27 protein-coding genes are annotated in these 18473 nt (G+C 35.3%); 19 read left to right on the top strand and 8 right to left on the bottom strand.

Annotated features, from left to right (window positions below):
- The first annotated feature begins 274 nt into the window (after positions 1-274).
- The 4 genes from G4D63_RS04435 to G4D63_RS04420 all read left to right on the top strand — a co-directional run bounded on the left by G4D63_RS04435 (position 275) and on the right by G4D63_RS04420 (position 3274).
- Positions 275-1543: a mechanosensitive ion channel family protein gene (locus tag G4D63_RS04435; protein WP_163178058.1), complete on the top strand. Its 1269-nt coding sequence runs from the start codon at positions 275-277 to the stop codon at positions 1541-1543.
- Positions 1544-1660: 117 nt separating this feature from the next.
- Entirely contained in the window at positions 1661-2209 is a 549-nt protein-coding gene (locus G4D63_RS04430; protein WP_163178056.1) for a DUF3231 family protein, read from the top strand.
- 371 nt (positions 2210-2580) lie between these two features.
- The gene (locus G4D63_RS04425) at positions 2581-2913 is read left to right on the top strand and encodes an STAS domain-containing protein (protein WP_163178054.1); all 333 of its coding nucleotides are present in this window, start codon (positions 2581-2583) and stop codon (positions 2911-2913) included.
- A gap of 124 nt (positions 2914-3037) precedes the next feature.
- Positions 3038-3274, top strand: coding sequence for an anti sigma factor C-terminal domain-containing protein (locus G4D63_RS04420; RefSeq protein WP_163178052.1), 237 nt, complete (start codon positions 3038-3040; stop codon positions 3272-3274).
- 45 nt (positions 3275-3319) lie between these two features.
- Here the strand turns inward: G4D63_RS04420 and G4D63_RS04415 are convergent, their stop codons facing one another.
- Together G4D63_RS04415 and G4D63_RS04410 are read right to left on the bottom strand one after the other, a co-directional pair.
- Positions 3320-3493: a hypothetical protein gene (locus tag G4D63_RS04415; RefSeq protein ID WP_163178050.1), complete on the bottom strand. Its 174-nt coding sequence runs from the start codon at positions 3491-3493 to the stop codon at positions 3320-3322.
- 103 nt (positions 3494-3596) lie between these two features.
- A complete protein-coding gene (locus tag G4D63_RS04410) occupies positions 3597-3782 on the bottom strand; it encodes a hypothetical protein (RefSeq protein ID WP_163178048.1) in 186 nt (61 codons plus the stop codon).
- A 187-nt stretch (positions 3783-3969) separates the two neighbouring features.
- Between G4D63_RS04410 and G4D63_RS04405 the strand changes: the two genes are divergently transcribed.
- The 8 genes from G4D63_RS04405 to G4D63_RS04375 all read left to right on the top strand — a co-directional run bounded on the left by G4D63_RS04405 (position 3970) and on the right by G4D63_RS04375 (position 9654).
- Positions 3970-4830, top strand: a complete 861-nt coding sequence (locus tag G4D63_RS04405; protein ID WP_163178046.1) for an MBL fold metallo-hydrolase — start codon at positions 3970-3972, stop codon at positions 4828-4830.
- A 218-nt stretch (positions 4831-5048) separates the two neighbouring features.
- Positions 5049-5612 (top strand): hypothetical protein, encoded by a 564-nt coding sequence (locus tag G4D63_RS04400; RefSeq protein ID WP_205603759.1) that lies wholly within the window; start codon positions 5049-5051, stop codon positions 5610-5612.
- Between the two features lie 159 nt (positions 5613-5771).
- Positions 5772-5909 carry a hypothetical protein gene (locus G4D63_RS04395; RefSeq protein ID WP_163178044.1) on the top strand — a complete coding sequence of 46 codons (138 nt, stop codon included), beginning with the start codon at positions 5772-5774 and terminating at the stop codon, positions 5907-5909.
- Positions 5910-6058: 149 nt separating this feature from the next.
- Positions 6059-6685 carry a CBO0543 family protein gene (locus G4D63_RS22395; RefSeq protein WP_420837792.1) on the top strand — a complete coding sequence of 209 codons (627 nt, stop codon included), beginning with the start codon at positions 6059-6061 and terminating at the stop codon, positions 6683-6685.
- A 368-nt stretch (positions 6686-7053) separates the two neighbouring features.
- Positions 7054-7254: a hypothetical protein gene (locus G4D63_RS04390; protein ID WP_163178042.1), complete on the top strand. Its 201-nt coding sequence runs from the start codon at positions 7054-7056 to the stop codon at positions 7252-7254.
- Positions 7255-7344: 90 nt separating this feature from the next.
- Positions 7345-7728: a VOC family protein gene (locus G4D63_RS04385; RefSeq protein ID WP_163178040.1), complete on the top strand. Its 384-nt coding sequence runs from the start codon at positions 7345-7347 to the stop codon at positions 7726-7728.
- A 338-nt stretch (positions 7729-8066) separates the two neighbouring features.
- Positions 8067-8636 (top strand): sigma-70 family RNA polymerase sigma factor, encoded by a 570-nt coding sequence (locus tag G4D63_RS04380; RefSeq protein ID WP_420837791.1) that lies wholly within the window; start codon positions 8067-8069, stop codon positions 8634-8636.
- Complete coding sequence (locus G4D63_RS04375) at positions 8608-9654, top strand: DUF4367 domain-containing protein (protein WP_163178038.1); 1047 nt, start codon at positions 8608-8610, stop codon at positions 9652-9654. The genes G4D63_RS04380 and G4D63_RS04375 overlap by 29 nt, the downstream gene beginning before the upstream one ends.
- Positions 9655-9765: 111 nt before the next feature.
- Here G4D63_RS04375 and G4D63_RS04370 read toward each other — a convergent pair whose 3' ends face one another.
- The 6 genes from G4D63_RS04370 to G4D63_RS04350 all read right to left on the bottom strand — a co-directional run bounded on the left by G4D63_RS04370 (position 9766) and on the right by G4D63_RS04350 (position 14212).
- On the bottom strand, positions 9766-9966 hold the full coding sequence (locus tag G4D63_RS04370; protein ID WP_163178036.1) for a hypothetical protein: 201 nt from the start codon (positions 9964-9966) through the stop codon (positions 9766-9768).
- A gap of 140 nt (positions 9967-10106) precedes the next feature.
- Positions 10107-10238, bottom strand: a complete 132-nt coding sequence (locus tag G4D63_RS22025) for a hypothetical protein (RefSeq protein WP_275580241.1) — start codon at positions 10236-10238, stop codon at positions 10107-10109.
- A 162-nt stretch (positions 10239-10400) separates the two neighbouring features.
- Positions 10401-10841 carry a cell wall hydrolase gene (locus G4D63_RS04365; protein WP_163178034.1) on the bottom strand — a complete coding sequence of 147 codons (441 nt, stop codon included), beginning with the start codon at positions 10839-10841 and terminating at the stop codon, positions 10401-10403.
- Between the two features lie 135 nt (positions 10842-10976).
- On the bottom strand, positions 10977-11918 hold the full coding sequence (locus tag G4D63_RS04360) for a GNAT family N-acetyltransferase (RefSeq protein WP_163178032.1): 942 nt from the start codon (positions 11916-11918) through the stop codon (positions 10977-10979).
- Positions 11919-12317: 399 nt separating this feature from the next.
- Entirely contained in the window at positions 12318-12959 is a 642-nt protein-coding gene (locus tag G4D63_RS04355) for a GNAT family protein (protein ID WP_163178030.1), read from the bottom strand.
- 56 nt (positions 12960-13015) lie between these two features.
- Positions 13016-14212 carry a NupC/NupG family nucleoside CNT transporter gene (locus G4D63_RS04350; RefSeq protein ID WP_163178028.1) on the bottom strand — a complete coding sequence of 399 codons (1197 nt, stop codon included), beginning with the start codon at positions 14210-14212 and terminating at the stop codon, positions 13016-13018.
- A 275-nt stretch (positions 14213-14487) separates the two neighbouring features.
- Here G4D63_RS04350 and G4D63_RS04345 point away from each other — a divergent pair, with 275 nt between their 5' ends.
- From G4D63_RS04345 to G4D63_RS04315, 7 genes are all read left to right on the top strand, one after another.
- Complete coding sequence (locus tag G4D63_RS04345) at positions 14488-14997, top strand: DUF5412 family protein (protein ID WP_338023891.1); 510 nt, start codon at positions 14488-14490, stop codon at positions 14995-14997.
- A 485-nt stretch (positions 14998-15482) separates the two neighbouring features.
- Positions 15483-15653 carry an aspartyl-phosphate phosphatase Spo0E family protein gene (locus G4D63_RS04340; RefSeq protein WP_163178026.1) on the top strand — a complete coding sequence of 57 codons (171 nt, stop codon included), beginning with the start codon at positions 15483-15485 and terminating at the stop codon, positions 15651-15653.
- Complete coding sequence (locus tag G4D63_RS04335) at positions 15650-15796, top strand: FbpB family small basic protein (RefSeq protein WP_163178024.1); 147 nt, start codon at positions 15650-15652, stop codon at positions 15794-15796. Before G4D63_RS04340 ends, G4D63_RS04335 begins: the two co-directional genes overlap by 4 nt.
- A gap of 272 nt (positions 15797-16068) precedes the next feature.
- Positions 16069-16344 carry a YkvA family protein gene (locus G4D63_RS04330; protein ID WP_163178022.1) on the top strand — a complete coding sequence of 92 codons (276 nt, stop codon included), beginning with the start codon at positions 16069-16071 and terminating at the stop codon, positions 16342-16344.
- 136 nt (positions 16345-16480) lie between these two features.
- The gene (locus G4D63_RS04325; RefSeq protein ID WP_163178020.1) at positions 16481-17107 is read left to right on the top strand and encodes an alpha/beta family hydrolase; all 627 of its coding nucleotides are present in this window, start codon (positions 16481-16483) and stop codon (positions 17105-17107) included.
- Between the two features lie 58 nt (positions 17108-17165).
- On the top strand, positions 17166-17552 hold the full coding sequence (locus G4D63_RS04320) for a hypothetical protein (RefSeq protein ID WP_163178018.1): 387 nt from the start codon (positions 17166-17168) through the stop codon (positions 17550-17552).
- Positions 17553-17735: 183 nt separating this feature from the next.
- Positions 17736-18455: a tubby C-terminal domain-like protein gene (locus G4D63_RS04315; protein WP_163178016.1), complete on the top strand. Its 720-nt coding sequence runs from the start codon at positions 17736-17738 to the stop codon at positions 18453-18455.
- Positions 18456-18473 lie beyond the last annotated feature (18 nt).

Below are 18473 nucleotides of genomic sequence, written 5' to 3'. Positions count from 1 at the left end.
TCAGGGACATGGGGACAGGTACCTTGTCCCAGTTGACTGACGATGCTAGCTAAGAGTGTACTAAACCATAGTCTAGTGATCTATGATCTTCACTTTCTATCCACTAAACAAGATAGCAACAAATTACAAACCTTTTTCCACCCATGAGTTATATCTGGACAACAATCACCATATATCTGAAGAAAAGCTAATTGGACAAGTGGACTGTCGAAATTGGTTTCTTTTCTGTTTAAATGTTACTCATCCAGGTGTTGCTACAGAAGGAGGAAAATAAATGAAATATGTTCAAAACTGGTTAATAGAGATGGAGTTTGCTCCAGTTTTAGCAAAATATCTTTCTATGACAATGATGATTTTATTTATAGGATTAATCTGTATCATGGCTAATTTCATATCGAAAAAGGTAGTAATTCGACTCATTACTCATTTTGTAACCAACAGCAAATTTCCACGTGCATCGATGGTGTTGAAGAGAAGGGTGTTTGATAAGCTATCTCATATTGTACCGGCGATAATCATTTATTATTTTGCTACCACATTGCCAGATTATCAAATGATCATCGAGAAGGCAGCTGTCACCTATATAATCGTTGTTGGATTAATGGTGTTTCAGGCCTTATTAACAACAGTGAATGATATTTACCAAACCTATGAAATCTCAAAAACGAAGCCAATCAAAGGGTACATTCAAGTAGTTAATATTATTGTGTTAACACTAGGAGGGCTCCTTGTCATTTCGAACCTAATGGGTGAGAGTCCGCTCATTTTATTAAGTGGAATAGGTGCTCTCTCAGCTGTACTGATGTTAGTGTTTAAAGATTCGCTATTAGGACTTGTGGCAGGCATCCAGCTAGCAGCCAATGATATGGTTCGCGTTGGAGATTGGATTGAGATGCCGAAGTACGGAGCCGATGGAAATATCATTGATATCTCCTTGAATACGGTAATGGTTCAAAACTTTGATAAGACCATCACGAGTGTACCAAGCTATGCTCTCATATCAGATTCCTTTATCAACTGGAGAGGAATGGAAAGTTCAGGAGGACGCCGAATCAAGCGATCGATCTTGCTTGATACCAGTAGTATCTCTTTTTGTTCTGGGACCATGCTAGAAAAGTGCAAACAAATTCATTATCTAACGGATTATGTCACACATAAAGAAAGAGAAATCTCTGAGTACAATACGAGGTTTGAAATGTATGAGGAAAACAAGGTAAATGGAAGATCGCTTACGAATATCGGCATGTTTAGAGTCTATATTCAAAATTACCTAAAATCTCATCCAGGCATTAACCAAGACATGACATTACTAGTCAGACAACTGCCTCCTAGTGAACATGGATTACCCATTGAAATCTATGCCTTTACAAAAGATATTAGGTGGGAAGCGCATGAATCCATTCAATCTGATATTTTCGACCACTTACTAGCAGTTGCCAGTGAGTTCGAACTGAAAGTATTCCAGAATCCAACCGGCAATGATCTAAAGAGCCTATTAGGTGACACGATCAGTAAGCCAGTACGTTATAGAAGTGTTGGCTAGGGACACTGTACCTGTCCCTGTGGTCCACTTTAATTTCTAGATAAATATAATAATTTTGGAATTTGTTTCTTCTGTTACAAATCATAATAAGAGATGCTAAATAGATGGAGGTGTAAAATGTCTAATCCATTTGAGGCTGTATGGAAAACTTTAAAGTCAATGGTTGATATTGAACCTAAATCACCACTACATGTCGGTGAAGTAATGAGTTTTTGGACATATTTAACAGTTCTTGATGAGGCCATCCGATATGAAGAGGTAGGTTTAAATACAACCACAGATGATGAAGTGAAAGAATTACTTGTAGATGCGAAAAAGCTATGCGAAAGCCAATCCCAAAGGTTATCAAATTTTATGCAAAAAGAGGGAATTCCCCTACCTCCTGGCCCAAAGAAAAAACCGAAATCAGAGCCCCAAGAAGTTCCACTAGGGGTTAAGTTTACAGATGATGAGATTGCAAATGGGGTATCTCTAAAAATTGCAACTGCTGGTATAGAATGTGCTTTAGGGAATTCTCAATCAATCAGAACAGATGTTGGTTTGATATGGATTGAGCTGTATACAGAGATGTTAACTTTTGGGGCGACAACTAAAAGCCTATTACGAAAAAGAGGTTGGATCAAAGTACCACCTTATTATACTCCGACAGGATTAACGAAGTCATGATGGGTTCCTAAATCCTCTTATGTTACTAATTGACACAATAAGGTACAGGTCACTTTGGATAGAGGAAATAGTTAAAAGAGGGGATATCACTTACTTGTGGATCTCCTTTTTAATTAATGAACAGATGTGAAAGAGTGACATTGGTTATTAAGAAAGCTAATTAGTTATATGAGCTGAAATAGATGAAAAGCTTAATTAGATAATTTGGATACTATTAGATTGCTATTGCTGTAGCGAAAATTATTCGTAATTCAAGAGGCTGGATATGTGCCACTTTTCTTATCATCCATCAAACCCTCATAAAGGTTCCTATTCTATCGAAATAATATAGTAACTATAATAAGAAACCAATAGCGTAGGAGAGACATACTATGACACACAGTTGCCGTACAGAAATGTTAGAAGGAAAGCAAATCTTTACCCTGTTTGGAAAGCTGCGAACTGGTACCACTTCTTTTATTCTTAATGAATTACAATATTGCTTAAACCAAAAAGCGATGAGATATGTAATAGATCTTAGAAGCGTAACAGATTTAGATTGCAGAGGGTTAGGACTACTTGTTACTTTAAAAAATTCGATTAAAGATTCCGCTAAAATAGTGGAGCTCATCATAGAAGACCCTTTTATCCAAGAATTGATCATGATGGCAAAATTAGATCAGATGTTCAGACTTGTCACAACGAAAGAGCTTCCTGTAACTTAATTATTTTTAAGAATAGATCAATACGAAGACGTAAAAAGCAAAGCCATTCAATCGCTTTGCTTTTTTCTTTTTTATTGACCTTAAGAGATAGTCACCTTTAAGGGGCATATTACAGTAGCAGTTTATGAAAACACTAGCTTTTCTAGAGCAGCATGAGCGTAACGTGAATAATTTTGTATTTGGAGAACTTGAACTGGCGGAGCGTAAGGAGTATCTCAATACGACGATTGGATTTAGCCACTACGGAGAAGTCATCACTGGTCCAACAAAAGAAATACTAAACCTACAGAATGAAGAATGGATCGCTGAGTTAGAAGTGGATGAAGTATCATTTGGAACTGGGAAGTACAGTAGGGGGTAAAAAGAAGATTTTGTGGGACAATGTACCTGTCCCCATGTCCCTATTCTACATATGGTCATGAATCAGAAAGGTCGCTGCCATTGCCACCATAAAAAAGAGCGTCATCATTGGTTTGCGAAGCTTCATCATTCGTTCATTCTTAAATTCGACGATAAATAAGATGATCGTTCCGCTATAACCAATCGCTAAGATGAGTGCATATATACCAACACCTATCATGTGTTAGCCCCTCCAAACAAAAATATAGGTTGATTTGATTAGATTAGAAAAATTCCGTTCAAGTCTTCTACTACTTATAAAATAAACGCCAAATGAATGGCGTTTATCTACCGTTACGTTTGTTATCATTTTCTGTTACGTTGTCGATAGCTTCTGCTGTTTTGTCTACAGCATTCATTGCGGCATTTTCCGTAGCTTCTAATCCCTTATGAATAGAATGAAAAGCAGCCCCAGCCGTATCTTTAATGTTCTCTGCAACATTTCGATTATTACGATCCTGGTTACCCATTGTAGTGTCACCTCCTATAACAGCCTTAGGTTACGTAATTGCAGATGAAGTTATTCTATTTTGGATTATTTTATAGTGAACCTTTACGAATTGAACGATTATAATTGATAGTAGAGCGACAACCAAGGCAATTACTTTTTCAACAAAGAGTTTGTTATAAAGTTTTTAGTATATGGAGGGAACACATATGCAGGAATTAAATAAAATCGGTCACTCCTTCTGGTATATGACACCTGTATCAGAGACGGACAGGCCAATCTTAGGTATGGTTGTAGGTAGAGAAATGAGCTTGATGATAGATGTAGGAAATTCAGAAGCGCATGCCACTTTATTTTTAGAAAAATTAGCAGAGCAATCTATTACAAAGCCAAACATCGTTGTATTAACTCACTGGCATTGGGATCATATTTTTGGCATGTCAAAACTAAAGGATTCACTGTCAATCTCTTCCTCAGAGACGAAAATAGAAATGAGCAAACTAACCCATTATAAATGGACAGATGAGGCTCTAGACGAACGTGTGAAAGAAGGTTTAGAGATTGAATTTTGCGCTACTTGTATAAAGGAAGAGTTTGGTCAAGATAGAAATATACATATTGTGTTACCTAAAGTAACCTTTGATCGACAGCTTGAAATAGACCTTGGCGGTGTGACATGTGTCCTGAAGCATGTAGGAGGAGACCACTCACATGACTCTGTTGTTGTTTACATAAAGGAAGAAAAAATACTATTTCTAGGTGACAGCATTTATCCAGATATTTTCTCAGCCAAGAGAAACTATACAACAAAGCGCACACTAAAACTAATACAAGACTTAGAAACCTTTGATGCAGAAACATACATTCTGTCACATAGTGGAGTAATCGATAAGAATGAATACCTACAAGAAACACAAATGCTAAAATCAATAGCTCACCTTACCGACCAATATAAAGGTGATGCTGAAAAAATAAAAACCAATTACAAACACCAACTAGGTAGAGAACTCAATGAAGAAGAGCTCGAAACAATAGAATACTTCGTAAACGGGACAGATGCATTGTCCTAGTGGAACAGAGGGACAGGTACATCGTCCCAGCAAAAATAGTAGCAAACAAGGACACCTTGGATTCTATTAATCCTAGGTGTTTTATCGTTTTGTGGGTATTAAATAAGGATAAAAACTGGACACTAAAGAAAATGCAAAGGAATCAAATATGAAGGGAATAGAGACATTTTTGCAGGAAGTATCTTTTCAATACGAGCCAGTTTCTTATAAAGGAGGGCATGATCATAATCATTTATCATGGATCCATAAGAGAATTTAAACACTTTACTAATGAAAGTGTGGTTCAACATTTAGAAAATGACATCGATACGATCGGATTGTGGTTTACTTCTGAAATGGATGCTGCCAAACCCAATGCAATAGGAACTGAAACAGTGATTCAAAAGTCAGAAACAGAGTTTTGGGAGGATGGAGAACCTAAAGTAATTCAATTTGACAGGCCGGTTAGTGGGTTTATTTACAAAGTATATTTTGATGACCTAAATCTAAAGGAGTACGAATCACATTCTGAAGATGCATATGATTTATTTATGAGAGAACGTGATCAGTATTGTGATTATTTTGGATCAAGACCAGGGAAACTTACCTGGAAGGATCAAGCCATCCTTTTAAATAAAGAAGAAGCCAATTCAAAATTTCGTAAAAAACTTATGAATCAGGGATACGAGGGGCTATTAATACGAAACACCAAGCAACAAAGTGGGGTTACAGACATGTATTGTATATTTGAGGGAGATGCTCTCCATATTGTAGATGTCGTGCCTGTGGAAACTTTGGAGTAGTCACAAGTCCGGATATTATTCACACAAAAACATGAAGAAATTTTTGAAAAAGAGACCGCTTTAACTTATATAAATCACCCCCTCATGAGGGAGACTATCAAAGTATTGGCTCCAAGAAGAACGGGGGCTAATATAAACAATCAATGGGGGAAAGCGGCTATGAGTGAAACGAAAGAGGATCTTAAGCAGCAGCTTAGTGTACTTACAGGACGCAGAGAAAGAATGCAGAAAAATCTCTACGAAGTCGAAAAGGAAATCACGGAAGTCACAAAAAAAATCTCCAAGCTAAAGAAATAGTCTTACCCAAGGTACTTGATTCTTCAAGTACCTTTAGTTTAGTACTTTAAACTCATTATTAAAGGTCATTTGGAAAAATTCAATGTGTAGGGGTAAATTGTAAAAAATATGGAAACCTAATATTGTGGACTACAATTTTGGGGGCTGAAATGAGAAAGAGTAACAATAGAAATCAACATATTGTTTTAGTGCTTAGTATTATACTTTTAAGCATCTTGAGTAAATCTTGGCGAGATCTTCCTAAGTATTATAAAAATATGATTTATGTAGGTTCATTTAATATAATTTATTACCTATTGTGTAGAAGACATCTTGTTTGGGAGTTTATCCCGAATGGTATTAACTGGTTAGGTATCCGGTTAGTACATATATTAATAGCAACGCCACTAATGGTCCTTATATTCTTATCAAATATGCCACGTACATTATGGAGGCAATTGTTTCATCTTATAAGGTGGGCAGTTATTGCATCTCTTGTTGAATATGTTGCACACAAGAAAAGACTAATTCTTTATGCTCATGGATGGAACATTTTTTGGTCGGGTACAGTATACCTACTAATGTTTTTATATAGTCATTTATTTACGAAAAGACCGTTTATTACAATAATCCTGTCTTTAAGTTCGACTTTATTTTTTATTATTAGATTCAGCGTTCCTTTTAAAAGAAAACACCTATCCAAGTATTTTGGGTTTGGGGTTGACCTATACTATCATACATTTTTGGAAGATTTATTTAATAAGAGATGGACAAATTGGTATCCAAAGCTTCGCTAAATGAATTGGAGATTAAGGTGGGAATTTGCAAAAAACTCAGTTGAAATTACGACTGAGTTTTTGTATGGAAAAGTAATAGTTGTTACATTTACAGCTCTAAACAGCTTCATTCTTATAGCCCAGTGCAAATCACGGAGTTTGATTTTTCTGAATAATAACGTTACTATTAAATAGGTTAATGGAATGATAGCCATTTACCTTTGGAAAATAAATGACGTTGATTACAATAAATCTATACTTTTAAATAACCAATTTATTGGTACCATGTCTAGAGATTAGAGCTAGGACATAGCCAAACAAAGGAACAATTGGATGGACCTTCGTTTGGCTTTTTTCGTCTAAATTTGCTATTAGTTAGGAGTCATAGTTTGAAAAATGCAAAGCTATATAACTTTATTTCTGATGAACTATTGAGTGATTTTTATTATTACATTAAAAAGAAGGTAAAAGAAGGCAATGGATTTGCACTTCAGCGTACATTAAGGAGAGAGCTCCTGATCATCAGAAGCGTTGCAGAAATTCGAGGATTATCCTTATTTGAGTTGAGTATGAAAAGACATGGTAAATAAGCTACCTCAATATGAAGAAGGACTTTTTTTACAAGCATCGAACTATTAAGGTGTGTGTAAAAATGTAGAAGTAGAGGGGGAGAGTAGTCGATGATTAATAAGCTTGGACAAGTTATGTTGTATGTGAACAACCAGGATGTAGCCGTTCAATTTTGGACAGAAAAACTAGGATTTATTGTGGTTTCTGAGGAAGATAACGGTCAAGGGATGAGATGGATCGAGCTAGCACCAAATGCGGATGCCGAGACAAGCATCGTTCTACATAATAAGGAATTCATTGCTAAAATGTCCCCAGAATTACATCTAGGTACCCCTTCTTTATTATTCTTTACAGATCAATTCAAAAATCTACATAGAGACTTAACAAATAAAGAAATCAAAGTTGGAGATATTGTCACGATGCCAACAGGTAGAGTATTTAACTTTGCAGATGATGAAGAGAATTATTTTGCCATTATGGAAAAAAACAACTAAGTTATAATGAGTGCGGTTCTCATAATGGAGAATCGCTTTTTTAAATTATCAGGAAATTACAAAATTTATCACTTGTTGATAACTTGGGCTAGTGCATTTGAATCCGGCTTCAGCACCCAGCCAAGATGAAATTGCGATGTTCTTTGCAATTTCATCCTCCCTCGAGGGAAAAACACTTTTTCCTTGGTCAAATAACCCTACATCAATAAAAGGGAAAGAGCGCCCTTTTATTGATGTAGGAACATTTGCTTGTCGGGACTAACCGGGCGCTTGCGCCTTTTGGTCATTAAATTGAAACCAATTAACAACTCAATCGTCTTAGCATTAACAGAAAAGAGGTGAAATGGTTGAACGATCGACATCAGTTGGAAGATCAAGATGTATGGTTCGAGCAGATAATGGATGAATATGGGGAGAGACTTACCAAGGTTGCTTACAACTATCTAAAGGATTGGAGCTTAGCTGAGGACGTGGTACAGGATGTTTTTATTACCTGCTATAAACAATACGGAAAACTGGATGAGGTAACCTATTTTAAATCATGGATCTATAGAATTACGATTAATAAATGTAAAGATACTTTAAAGAGTTCTTATATGAAAAAGGTGATTTTCGATTCAAATCTATTTCGTTTCTTTATAGCTAAGGAACCTACACCAGAAATGACCTTGATTCATCAAAGTGATGAAGAGCTTTTATCAATAAGTGTGCTATCGCTGACAGTCAAATTTCGAGAAGTCATTATACTTTACTATTATGAGGAACTATCTATTGAAGAAATCAGCTCTATACTTGCACTAAATAAAAATACAATTAAAACGAGATTAAGTAGAGGAAGAGCACGATTAAAAGAACTAATAGAAAGGAGTGAACAAGAAGATGGAGGAAAAGCTAACAAATTTACGTAAGGCGATGAACTCAACCACACATAAAGGTACCCATTTTACAGAAATCCAGAAGATTAAGATTAGAAAAGCCTTGCATGGAGAGGGAAAAATAGAGTCTATTAAACTGAAGAGATATCTAGTGTACGTCATGACTCCCGTGACGATTGTGCTCGCAGCCATCATGTTAACTTTTGAATTAACAAATTCCCCAGTAAATCCTAGTCCTTCTCAAGGAGGAATTCACTCCGTAATCACTGAACAAAACTGGGAACCACGAGATCAATTCGTAAAGGATGGGAAAGTACTGTTTTCTATATATCCAGACCCGGCCCTTACTGCTAAAAAGTCCTATGGGTATATGCTAAGTTTCTCAGAACCATTCGAGACCTATGAAGGAAAGACATTGGCGATTTACGCTACTCATAAAGAGACGGGCTTGCAGCAAACGGCCGTACCTCCTCAAACAATAACAGAACCTTCACCTGGTTATGATAGCTTGGAAAGATTCGTTTTTTTCACTAGTGTACCTATTAGTGGGGAATGGAAGTTTAAAGTTGTGTTAGATGGAGAAGCTTACGGAGATGTCATCTTGTATATTCAAGAAAAACCAGAAGTAGAGCATCGTTTAATGGATCCGAACCTGGATCTTGTAGATTACGAATTCACGGAATTAGCTCTTGAACTTAAAAACAAAGGTGTTGAACATAAATTACCTAGTAAACTTCCAGTCCAAATTATTAACTATGAAATAGTTGAAGGTGATACCAATAATCCACACACTCCAAAAGATATTTCTATAAATTTGAATGGAAAAGATGGAGTACTCTTCACGGTTAGGTCAGGTAAGACAGATCCTGAGATGGCCTCTGGGATTCATGGAAATAATAAGGAAGAAGAAATAAGTGTGAGCGGTCATGAAGGGACTTATCTTGAAGGCAACATTATGAAGTGGACCGAAGGAAATACGTTTTATATGTTCACCTCAAATGAGAAGCTTTCAAAAGAAACCATGATTAAAATTGGGGAATCATTTAAATAAACGAAAGTTGATACAAAAGTGTGTGTAATCAGAGCGATTCTTCAAGGAGAGGGTCGCTTTTTTCTTTTGCCTTTAGAAAAGAGTAGATCTTAGTAAGAAGATTTACTCTCTTTAAACAACATCAAATATATGTCCAATCAATCTTCCCAATCCTCGAACTAACCAAAATATGACTCTAAACGGAAAGAGAAATAGTTCGGGAATCCAAAGCAGAAGGTCTAGCAAAAAATCACCAAACGTATATTCACGAGGGTTCTTATGACCTCGTTTCATTCTCCGCTTTTCTTGCCGCTGGTTATACCAATTCTTCATGTGAAGTCCTCACTTTTAAAGATATTTTGGAAAAATAATTGAGACACCTATTCATGGGTCCTTTATAAATCATATACGCTTAAAGCTCGGACCATTACCCTGAGAGGTCAACCTGTGAGAAAAAGAGGAACGCTAGTATCTTAATTTTCTCTTTGTCTTCTAAGCTTAATAACAAGAACAAATACCAAAATGGGTACTAAAAGAATTAAACAAATAGTGAGTCCACCTAATTGTAAGAATGAAAGAAATAACGCTTTTAGAAAAGATAACATGACGTCCTCCAAAAGTGGTTTTTTCTAAATAGTAACATACATTTATTACATTATATGTAAATTTTTCTAACTGGTAAGGAATTAACCCTCTGCGCTAAGAAAACGTAAAAAAAGCTGTAACAAAGAACAATTTGGTCTATGTTACAGCCATTTGTAAAACACTTAAAATCGATAAGCACCTTCACATGTATTAGCAATCGGTTCATAATAACAATGCTGCTTATACTTCCCTGTGAATGGTTGATTGTACCAGGTAGGAGGACATTCAGCATACGGATTAAAGTACCAAAGAGAGTACTTGGAAGGATGTTCTCTCCAATATTTTAAGTTTTGTATAGCTAACTTTTTTTCGACATCTCTTGCTCGATTATAAAATACATTGCCTTTTTGTACAGCTTCAAAAGAATAATTTCCACCCTGTACTTGAAAAATCACATCACGTATTGACCTTAGGTCCTTAAAATCTAAGCAATCAGCTTTGCGTCGGTTTACAATGACATTTCCAACCATTAGCATCCCTTGTTTTCCTTCACCCTCGGCTTCTGCCCTCATCATTCTTGCCATTACATCAACATCTTTATCGGTATATTTTACTCTTACCACTTTTCATCACCTCTATAAGCATTGTATGAAAAAAACTTATAAAGATGTTTTGACTACTAAAGTTTGAATGGTTGTCTCCGTAAAAAAAGAATGATTTTCCTATAAAACAAGCTGGTTTTGTTCTTTAGCATATGTTTATTGAGCTACTTCCTTTTGAAACATGGCAACTTTAAATAAAGTTTTAAATCCTGCTTTTTCATAAAGAAGGTTTGCTTTCGTTAAACTGTCAGAATCTACGCTAATTAAAACAGTTTTGTTACCACGTTGAAATGCCTCTCTAAACACTGTATTGATCAAAGCTAAGCCAAGCCCATGTTTACGATAGTCCCTTTTAACCCCTAGTGAATCAATGTACACATCTTGACCGTCAAAAATCTTACATATAATAAATCCCACTACTTCATTGTCAGCATAAGCGACAAACCAAAAACTTTGGTCAAAGTTGATGGTGGTTTTTTGCTTCATCCAGTCTTCAAAAGATACAGGTGTGAACCCTCTTGTATCTTGGAAAGAATCTTGGTGAGCTGCGTGTAATATAAATGAATCTCTTTCAGCTTGATAAGGCTTTATCTCAAGTCCTTCAGAAGGAGAAACAACCTCAGGTAGCTCCGACATATCTATACGCATTCTTTGGTAAAGTGTATGAAAATGATATCCGTTTCCACTAACCAGATTAATTGCATCTTTATTAGTTGCAGGAACCACGTTGTCTAGCGTTAAAGAGTTTTGTGTTGAGTTTTTAATTTCTGATGCACGAGTATCAATTAACTGTAATAAGTGTGATCCTATACCTTTTCCTCTATAGTTTGGATGAACGAATGCGCTTGAATACAGACGGTTTTCCCCAGTCTTTTCAACAAAGCCGTATCCAACAACTTGGTTTGGGGCCGATCTAGTTTCAATTACCCACACATCATCCGTAAGTGAAAGTTCATTCCACAAGTCTATAACATCTTGTACTTCGATATCTGGGAATCCAAATTCATCAATATCAACAGTAGCTACGAATTCAGTGACACGTTCTGCATCCGTCATTTGTGGCGAACGTACAGTAAAATTCTCTAGTATTGTTTTCATTAAAAATCTCCTCTCAAAATAAAAAAATCGTAAGCAACCTACGATTTGAAGGGGAGGATTCTTTGACAAGACAAATTAAGATAGAAAAAAACGATTCATCATTTTATCTACTTAACCTGTTTGCATGTTCATTCTAAAAGTTTCACAAAAAAAGAACATAGTAATCCCTTGCTCTCCAAAGCAGAGTGCTCTTGTACAATAAAACAAGCTTAGTGGGAGTTACACGTTCATAATCAATGGGAAACCTCCTTTAGATACAATATAGTTTCATATTAATTGAGTTACCATAAAGTGTAAACAGTTAAATCACCAGATATAGTTTTTATGAATGCTGCGAGAAAGGTTTAAACAACAAAAAAACAGGAAGCCAGAGTTTTAATTCTAGCTTCCTGTTGTATATTACTTTAATAATTTTTCAAAATATTTGCTTCCATCAGCTTGTTTTTCCTGAAAACCCATTTTTCTTAAGTACTCAATGTGATCATCGCTCGTAGTATAGCTTATTAATCGACGATAACCTTTATTAATGAAGTGGTCTTTACTATCTTCATATACAAAGCTTCCAATTTTAAAGTCTCTATATTCTGGAATAACGAAATCAAGTTCTACCTTAAGTGTGCCTTCATCATGCTTAGTCCCTAAAAACACACCCGCAGGTACCATGTTTCGTAAGATATAAAAGCTTACATCATATGTGTTTTCTTTTAGCTTAGAAGGATCTGCATATTTATTGATTCCTTCTTTATAGTAAGTAAGGAAATGGTGAAAGTACTCCGAATCTTTTTCAATCGAAAGAATCTTAAAGTATTCCTTTTTAGCACTAGCATTATAGATTTTTACAAGATAGTAGACGTTGATCATGGCAATTCCCAAGTTCATTAAACCGACGGGTAAGGCACCTATTAAAAAACCATATAATGAAAACAAACTAGACCCAACTAAATTAATCCATCTTAACTTAATAATTGAACTCATTAATAAAGAAATAAGAACAATAAGGGAGGCCAAATAACCTAACCATTCTAACCAATCAATATTCATTTTACATACTCCCTTTCAAAAATTTGTTGTTAAAATGATATTCGTTGGTGGCCTTATTATAAAAATAGACCAACCATGGCAGCCGAAAGTAGGGAGGCTAACGTTGCTCCCAATAATAGTTTAAATCCAAACTCAGAAATAACCTTTGACTGCCTTTCATTTAATGCCTTTACTGAACCTGCTATTATACCAATACTGCTAAAGTTAGCAAAGGAAATTAAAAATGTAGAGATAATTCCAATGGTCCTCTCTGACAAATCAGGCACTACCTCCTGCAACTGAGTCATAGCTACAAACTCATTTAAAACAAGCTTTGTACCCATAATGGAACCAGCTACGACCGACTCTGCTACTGGGATCCCTAAAAGAATCGCAAATGGTGAAAAGAGAAACCCGAGTATTTCTTGTAATGAAGTATCGATGCCCACTCCACTTCCAATAAAAGTGATTATACTATTCACCGCGGACATTAAGGCAATATATCCAATCAACATAGCCGCCACAATTACTGCTATTTTTGCTCCGTCCATTATAGAGTCAGACAGAACTTCAAAAAAGTTTCCGCGTTCCTGAACATTTTTCAGATTAATCGTATCGTCATCTTTCTTTACTTCAGAAGGCATAAGAATCGTTGCAATAATCAATCCGCTTAGCATGTTAAGGGGAATGGCTGCTAGTACGTACTGTGCTGGAACCATCGTCATATATGATCCCATAATGGATGCCGAAACACTACTCATTGCACTTGCAGAAATCGTATATAGTCTTGCTTTATCTAAGTCATCTAAGTGATCTTTTATAGCTAGAAACACTTCACTTTGCCCGAATACCATAGAAGCGGAAGCATTAAAACTTTCTAGCTTAGGAAGTCTAGTGATCGCTGAAACCCCAGAACCCACGATCCGAATTACCCATGGTAAAATTCCTAAAAAGTTTAAGATTCCAAGCATCGCAGAAAAGAAAATAATGATCAATAATACATTAAAAAAGAAAACAAATGGTGAGTCAGTGATCCCACCAAACACAAAGCTAACACCTTCTAATCCAAAGTTTATTAACACTTCAAAAATGGAAGAGATAAAATTAATGATCATTCTTCCCACTGTCGTCTTAAACATAAATAATGTAATTAGCACCTGGGCGATTAACATATAAACAATGGAGTGATATTTTATCATTTTGCGATCAGAAGATAATAGGTAAGGAATTAACAAGATAATTATAATAGCAAGCAGATTCAATAATAATAGCATAAACTTCCCCCTTATATGTGTCCCTAATACTATTTCCATTTATTTTTATTTCATTAAGAAATTTTCCTCTCAATATCCACTACAAACAACTCTGCTATAAAAACAACAGAGTTCTTTAACTTTTATAAATTAGTTCTTTGTTTTAAAGGAGGGATTGAGGCTCATTTTATAGAAACTAGTCTACAGTTTCATTTAACAAAGGGGGGATTGGAATTTTAGTCTTAGTAGGGATCTTCCTATTTCTTATTACCGTTATTTTATTTTTGGTATTATGTGTGAACATCATCATTTCACTTCTCAAAAAGAAATCTTTTTCTAGAAAGCTACTGATTGTAACTATAGTAGGGGCAATTTTAGTAACTATAATTTTTATCTATACACAATACTTTTTCACATTTAATTCTATAGATAGAGAATCATTTCAAAGGGGACCCGGTCCAATTAAGTCACCAACAGATAGATATTCAGCTAATGCTTATTATGAACTTTATGGTGGTGCAGCGGGCGGTGTGAATGTATGGGTGGAAATAACTGATCACAATAATAATAATGAAAGAAAAACCATTTATTATAGTGATGTGAATACTCAATTTAATATGAAATGGACTGACAAGAACACGCTGTTTATTAAAAATGAAGAACCAGAATATCCTGAGTCTAATAAAACAATTTCATTAAACGTGGAGACAGAAATTTATCACGAATGGGGTTTAGCCTGTCAGAGTTTGTTAATGATCAATCAATATAAAACCTGCTACCAAGGTAGTGGACTTTCTATTAAGTGAGATATACCGAAACCACTTTTTCCGAATTTTTTATAGCTGGTATTTTGATTTATGCTTAATGAATTAGGAGATGTCCAATTTCATAGGGATATAAATAATGAGTCGGATCACTACAAACAATAGAGGCTGCTGTTGGTAGATCTAAAAGCTTTACCTATAAAAAACTCAAAGTTCCTACCTAGCAACAAATACATAGATTTGACATTGACAGTCTTTCTAAAATAGGATATCTTTATCTCAAATAGTTGAATATTGTTCTCCTAAAGGGGAGTAGCTTTTATAACAAAGTCGTCATTTCGGAGTTGTATACTCTCGGCTTTGTTAGCAACCTTACCGTTGTTAGCAAGACCTTTACCTGTTGGTAGAGGTCTTTTGTTTTTTTTATCAAGACCTTTACCCATGGTGAAGGTCTTTTTGTATCTTGAAAAACCTTTACCACATGTGGTAAAGGTTTTTTATTTTACATTTATGTTAGGAGGAAATACATGAAGGACCGCAATTCTTTACTTGAATTAATAGATGAAGAATCTAGGACATTAGCCAACTATGCAGATACGTATGGTCTAAGTTCTGAAGATACAATTGTGCAAAGTCAGAAACTAGACGAACTTATTTTACAATATCAATTACTACATTGCGAGGGTGATCAAAAATGAGAAAAAACAAACCTTCTTATGCAGAGCTAATCCAAAAAAATAAAGAAGAGCTATTAAAGGATAGAGAGCAAATAGAGAAGATTGAAAAGCGAATTGAAGAGAAGCATGTTAACCCAAAAATTAATAATGAAAGTGCCGAATGATCATGATTTTGATTTGATTGTATTTCATAGAGAAATGTAAGATGTAATTATCACATTCTAAGGAGACCGATTATAATTTTGATGAAAAAGCATATACGGAATTTACTCATAACATTCAGCTTATTGACAGTAATCGAGACACAGTTCCTTTCCTCTTTAAATAGGGATAAAGATAACCCCCCGAGGTTTCAAAATAGTATTATAACAACCCTAAAAAGCTATACCATTCATACTAATAAACTAAAAAATAAATAGAAAGAAAGGTGATATAAATGTGGAAGATGATAAACCGTCTCAAATTTATATTGCAATTTTGGAAGTTTATTCCTTTCTTAAAAGACTTCTTCAAGTCAAACGAAGTGCAGCTTCATTATAAGGCATTAGCGACTTTGTTAGTCTTAACCTATTTAGCAATTCCCATTGATTTAATTCGAGATTATACATCGCTGTTAGGATATGTTGATGATCTCGTAATCACAATCCTTGTATTCGAAAGGATGCTAAAACTAGCACCTCGGTCTTTAAAGGAGAACTATCAACTTAACTAATTATGAGCCAAACTATTGCGTCAATCCTGAAGGGGTTGACGTTATTTTTTATGGAAAAGGCAATGTGCTTGAAGAAGGAAAATTGGATGACAGTCAAGAATAGATAACTACAAAAACCTTAGGGAGTGAGAGAACGGTGTCTACTCATCATAAAGTGAACTCTAAAAGTTTTCCTTTTAGATTAATCGAACAGCAGGAAAAAACAAAAAACTTAGTGATCATTTTACCTGGGGCCGGTTACACAACCCAGGCTCCATTGTTACACTTTACAACAGGAGTACTTTACAAAAAAGGTTTTGATGTATTACATATTAACTATTCTTTTACTAGACAAGAAATGTCAGATCTAAATGATCGTGAATTTGCAAGAGATGTACAACTTACAATTGACAACGCAATCAAGGACAAGAGATACACTAGTTTCTTTGTAGTGGCTAAATCAATTGGAACAAGGGCTTTAAGTAAGCTACTACATCATGAAATGTTCGAAGATGCAAAACTAGTATGGCTGACTCCAATCCTACAAAATGATAACGTGTTTCATGGAATGGTTAACAGTGATCATAAAGGACTTTGTATTATTGGAGATAAGGATTTCTGTTATATTAAGGAATGTTTTGAACAATTGAAGCATAAGCAAAATCTACTTTTAAAAGTGGTACAGGGTGGAGACCACAGTTTAGAGCTCCAAGGAGAACCCATACAATCTATCGATGTTTTAAAGAATGTAATCTCAGCTATTGATGAGTTCTGCAAGCCTTAATTCGGGTGGAGGAATTAAACTAGGCAGCACCCAACCTCTAGAAGAGAAGGATGATGATATGATTAAGTACTTAAAAATCCTTGTGATTATAATAGTTGTTCTTTGCCTATCAGCCTGTGGTTCGACGGGGAACCCAACAGCTAAAGAAATGTTAGATGTTAATAATGATGCGGATATCATCAAACTAGATGATTTAATCTATTCTCCAAATACGAACCCTGATATCAAACCAGAGGAGGGCTATTCCAAAGGGATGAAGATAGGTGAAATTAAAATGAAAACTTCTAATAGATATTGGTTTAGGAATCTTTATGCAAGTAAGTTACCAAAGGGAACAGAAGTCTTTTCAACAGATGAAGTATACAAAAGTGGAGATGCACCTTTGGTTATTTTAGTGGAAGTTGATGGAGAATTAATTGACTACCATGCTTTAGTTGAGGGGTAATAGATTCTGCATAGCTTGTAAAAAGCGGCACCCTAGGTTTTATTTCACTTATAGTAGATGCCATTAAACCAATTAAAGATTTATAGTAATTAATAGAAACAACAAAAAAACATGATCGTTTTGGATCTGAAAAATTTTTTTAATACTGTTGTGTAAGGTTAGAAAATAAAGCGAGGATATTAAATGAGTAGATTACTAGTCCTGTTTATTGCAGGATTCATCGGAATGTCACTTAGGTACATACTGAATGGAGAGTTTGAAGCGAACCAGCTGTTTACATTGCTTTTGTTTCCAGTGGGGTCCATATTCCTTCTCTTTGTTATGAAATATCAATATAACAAGGATCGTGATTTTAAACCTGAACCACAGGATCAATATATGGTGACTATGATGGGGGACAGGGTATCTAGAACAAAGAAGCACATGTACTTGAATACTGATCATATTGGTTCCTATCAACGTTGTTATTCTAGATGGTGGAAACGTGTCGTAGCAGATGTCATGGATAACCCTGGGCAATGGTATCTAAACCTAAACTTCTCCCTTTCGAACGGTGATACTGTCACATTTAAAGGAAGAAATGAGAATAATTTAAAGGGTAACAGTGAATGGATCATTTATAGAAATGACAGGCAAATTGGTACTGTTTCCACGGATTACTCATTGAAGAACGCAACAAAATTACAAGAAGGACTTTTTCTAGAATATGGTGATCAAACCTATTACTACAAGTCATTCGGTATCGGCTCAAGAACGGAGATTTCATTGGATGATTCTGTTATAGCCACGGGAGAACGAGTGAGAGGTTCTGTGTATCAATTGGTACCAGATAACCCGGATCATATAGAGTTAGAAATGATATTTATGGGTTATATCTTGTTCAATTATCAGTTTGGACAGTAATCTATATCTGTGAATGCA

The organism is Bacillus mesophilus (genome assembly GCF_011008845.1).
Taxonomy (GTDB): Bacteria; Bacillota; Bacilli; order Bacillales; family SA4; genus Bacillus_BS; species Bacillus_BS mesophilus.
The sequence above is the reverse complement of the archived record's forward strand: the minus strand, read 5'-3'. Positions and strand labels throughout refer to the sequence as shown.

Excerpts from the sequence above, each read along its gene's own strand:
- G4D63_RS04435 (WP_163178058.1), top strand. The coding sequence starts at position 275 with ATGAAATATGTTCAAAACTGGTTAATAGAGATGGAGTTTGCTCCAGTT.
- G4D63_RS04430 (WP_163178056.1), top strand. The coding sequence starts at position 1,661 with ATGTCTAATCCATTTGAGGCTGTATGGAAAACTTTAAAGTCAATGGTT.
- G4D63_RS04425 (WP_163178054.1), top strand. The coding sequence starts at position 2,581 with ATGACACACAGTTGCCGTACAGAAATGTTAGAAGGAAAGCAAATCTTT.
- G4D63_RS04420 (WP_163178052.1), top strand. The coding sequence starts at position 3,038 with ATGAAAACACTAGCTTTTCTAGAGCAGCATGAGCGTAACGTGAATAAT.
- G4D63_RS04415 (WP_163178050.1), bottom strand. The coding sequence starts at position 3,493 with ATGATAGGTGTTGGTATATATGCACTCATCTTAGCGATTGGTTATAGC.
- G4D63_RS04410 (WP_163178048.1), bottom strand. The coding sequence starts at position 3,782 with ATGGGTAACCAGGATCGTAATAATCGAAATGTTGCAGAGAACATTAAA.
- G4D63_RS04405 (WP_163178046.1), top strand. The coding sequence starts at position 3,970 with ATGCAGGAATTAAATAAAATCGGTCACTCCTTCTGGTATATGACACCT.
- G4D63_RS04400 (WP_205603759.1), top strand. The coding sequence starts at position 5,049 with ATGATCATAATCATTTATCATGGATCCATAAGAGAATTTAAACACTTT.
- G4D63_RS04395 (WP_163178044.1), top strand. The coding sequence starts at position 5,772 with ATGAGTGAAACGAAAGAGGATCTTAAGCAGCAGCTTAGTGTACTTACA.
- G4D63_RS22395 (WP_420837792.1), top strand. The coding sequence starts at position 6,059 with ATGAGAAAGAGTAACAATAGAAATCAACATATTGTTTTAGTGCTTAGT.
- G4D63_RS04385 (WP_163178040.1), top strand. The coding sequence starts at position 7,345 with ATGATTAATAAGCTTGGACAAGTTATGTTGTATGTGAACAACCAGGAT.
- G4D63_RS04375 (WP_163178038.1), top strand. The coding sequence starts at position 8,608 with ATGGAGGAAAAGCTAACAAATTTACGTAAGGCGATGAACTCAACCACA.
- G4D63_RS04370 (WP_163178036.1), bottom strand. The coding sequence starts at position 9,966 with ATGAAGAATTGGTATAACCAGCGGCAAGAAAAGCGGAGAATGAAACGA.
- G4D63_RS22025 (WP_275580241.1), bottom strand. The coding sequence starts at position 10,238 with ATGTTATCTTTTCTAAAAGCGTTATTTCTTTCATTCTTACAATTAGGT.
- G4D63_RS04360 (WP_163178032.1), bottom strand. The coding sequence starts at position 11,918 with ATGAAAACAATACTAGAGAATTTTACTGTACGTTCGCCACAAATGACG.
- G4D63_RS04355 (WP_163178030.1), bottom strand. The coding sequence starts at position 12,959 with ATGAATATTGATTGGTTAGAATGGTTAGGTTATTTGGCCTCCCTTATT.
- G4D63_RS04350 (WP_163178028.1), bottom strand. The coding sequence starts at position 14,212 with ATGCTATTATTATTGAATCTGCTTGCTATTATAATTATCTTGTTAATT.
- G4D63_RS04340 (WP_163178026.1), top strand. The coding sequence starts at position 15,483 with ATGAAGGACCGCAATTCTTTACTTGAATTAATAGATGAAGAATCTAGG.
- G4D63_RS04335 (WP_163178024.1), top strand. The coding sequence starts at position 15,650 with ATGAGAAAAAACAAACCTTCTTATGCAGAGCTAATCCAAAAAAATAAA.
- G4D63_RS04330 (WP_163178022.1), top strand. The coding sequence starts at position 16,069 with ATGTGGAAGATGATAAACCGTCTCAAATTTATATTGCAATTTTGGAAG.
- G4D63_RS04320 (WP_163178018.1), top strand. The coding sequence starts at position 17,166 with ATGATTAAGTACTTAAAAATCCTTGTGATTATAATAGTTGTTCTTTGC.
- G4D63_RS04315 (WP_163178016.1), top strand. The coding sequence starts at position 17,736 with ATGAGTAGATTACTAGTCCTGTTTATTGCAGGATTCATCGGAATGTCA.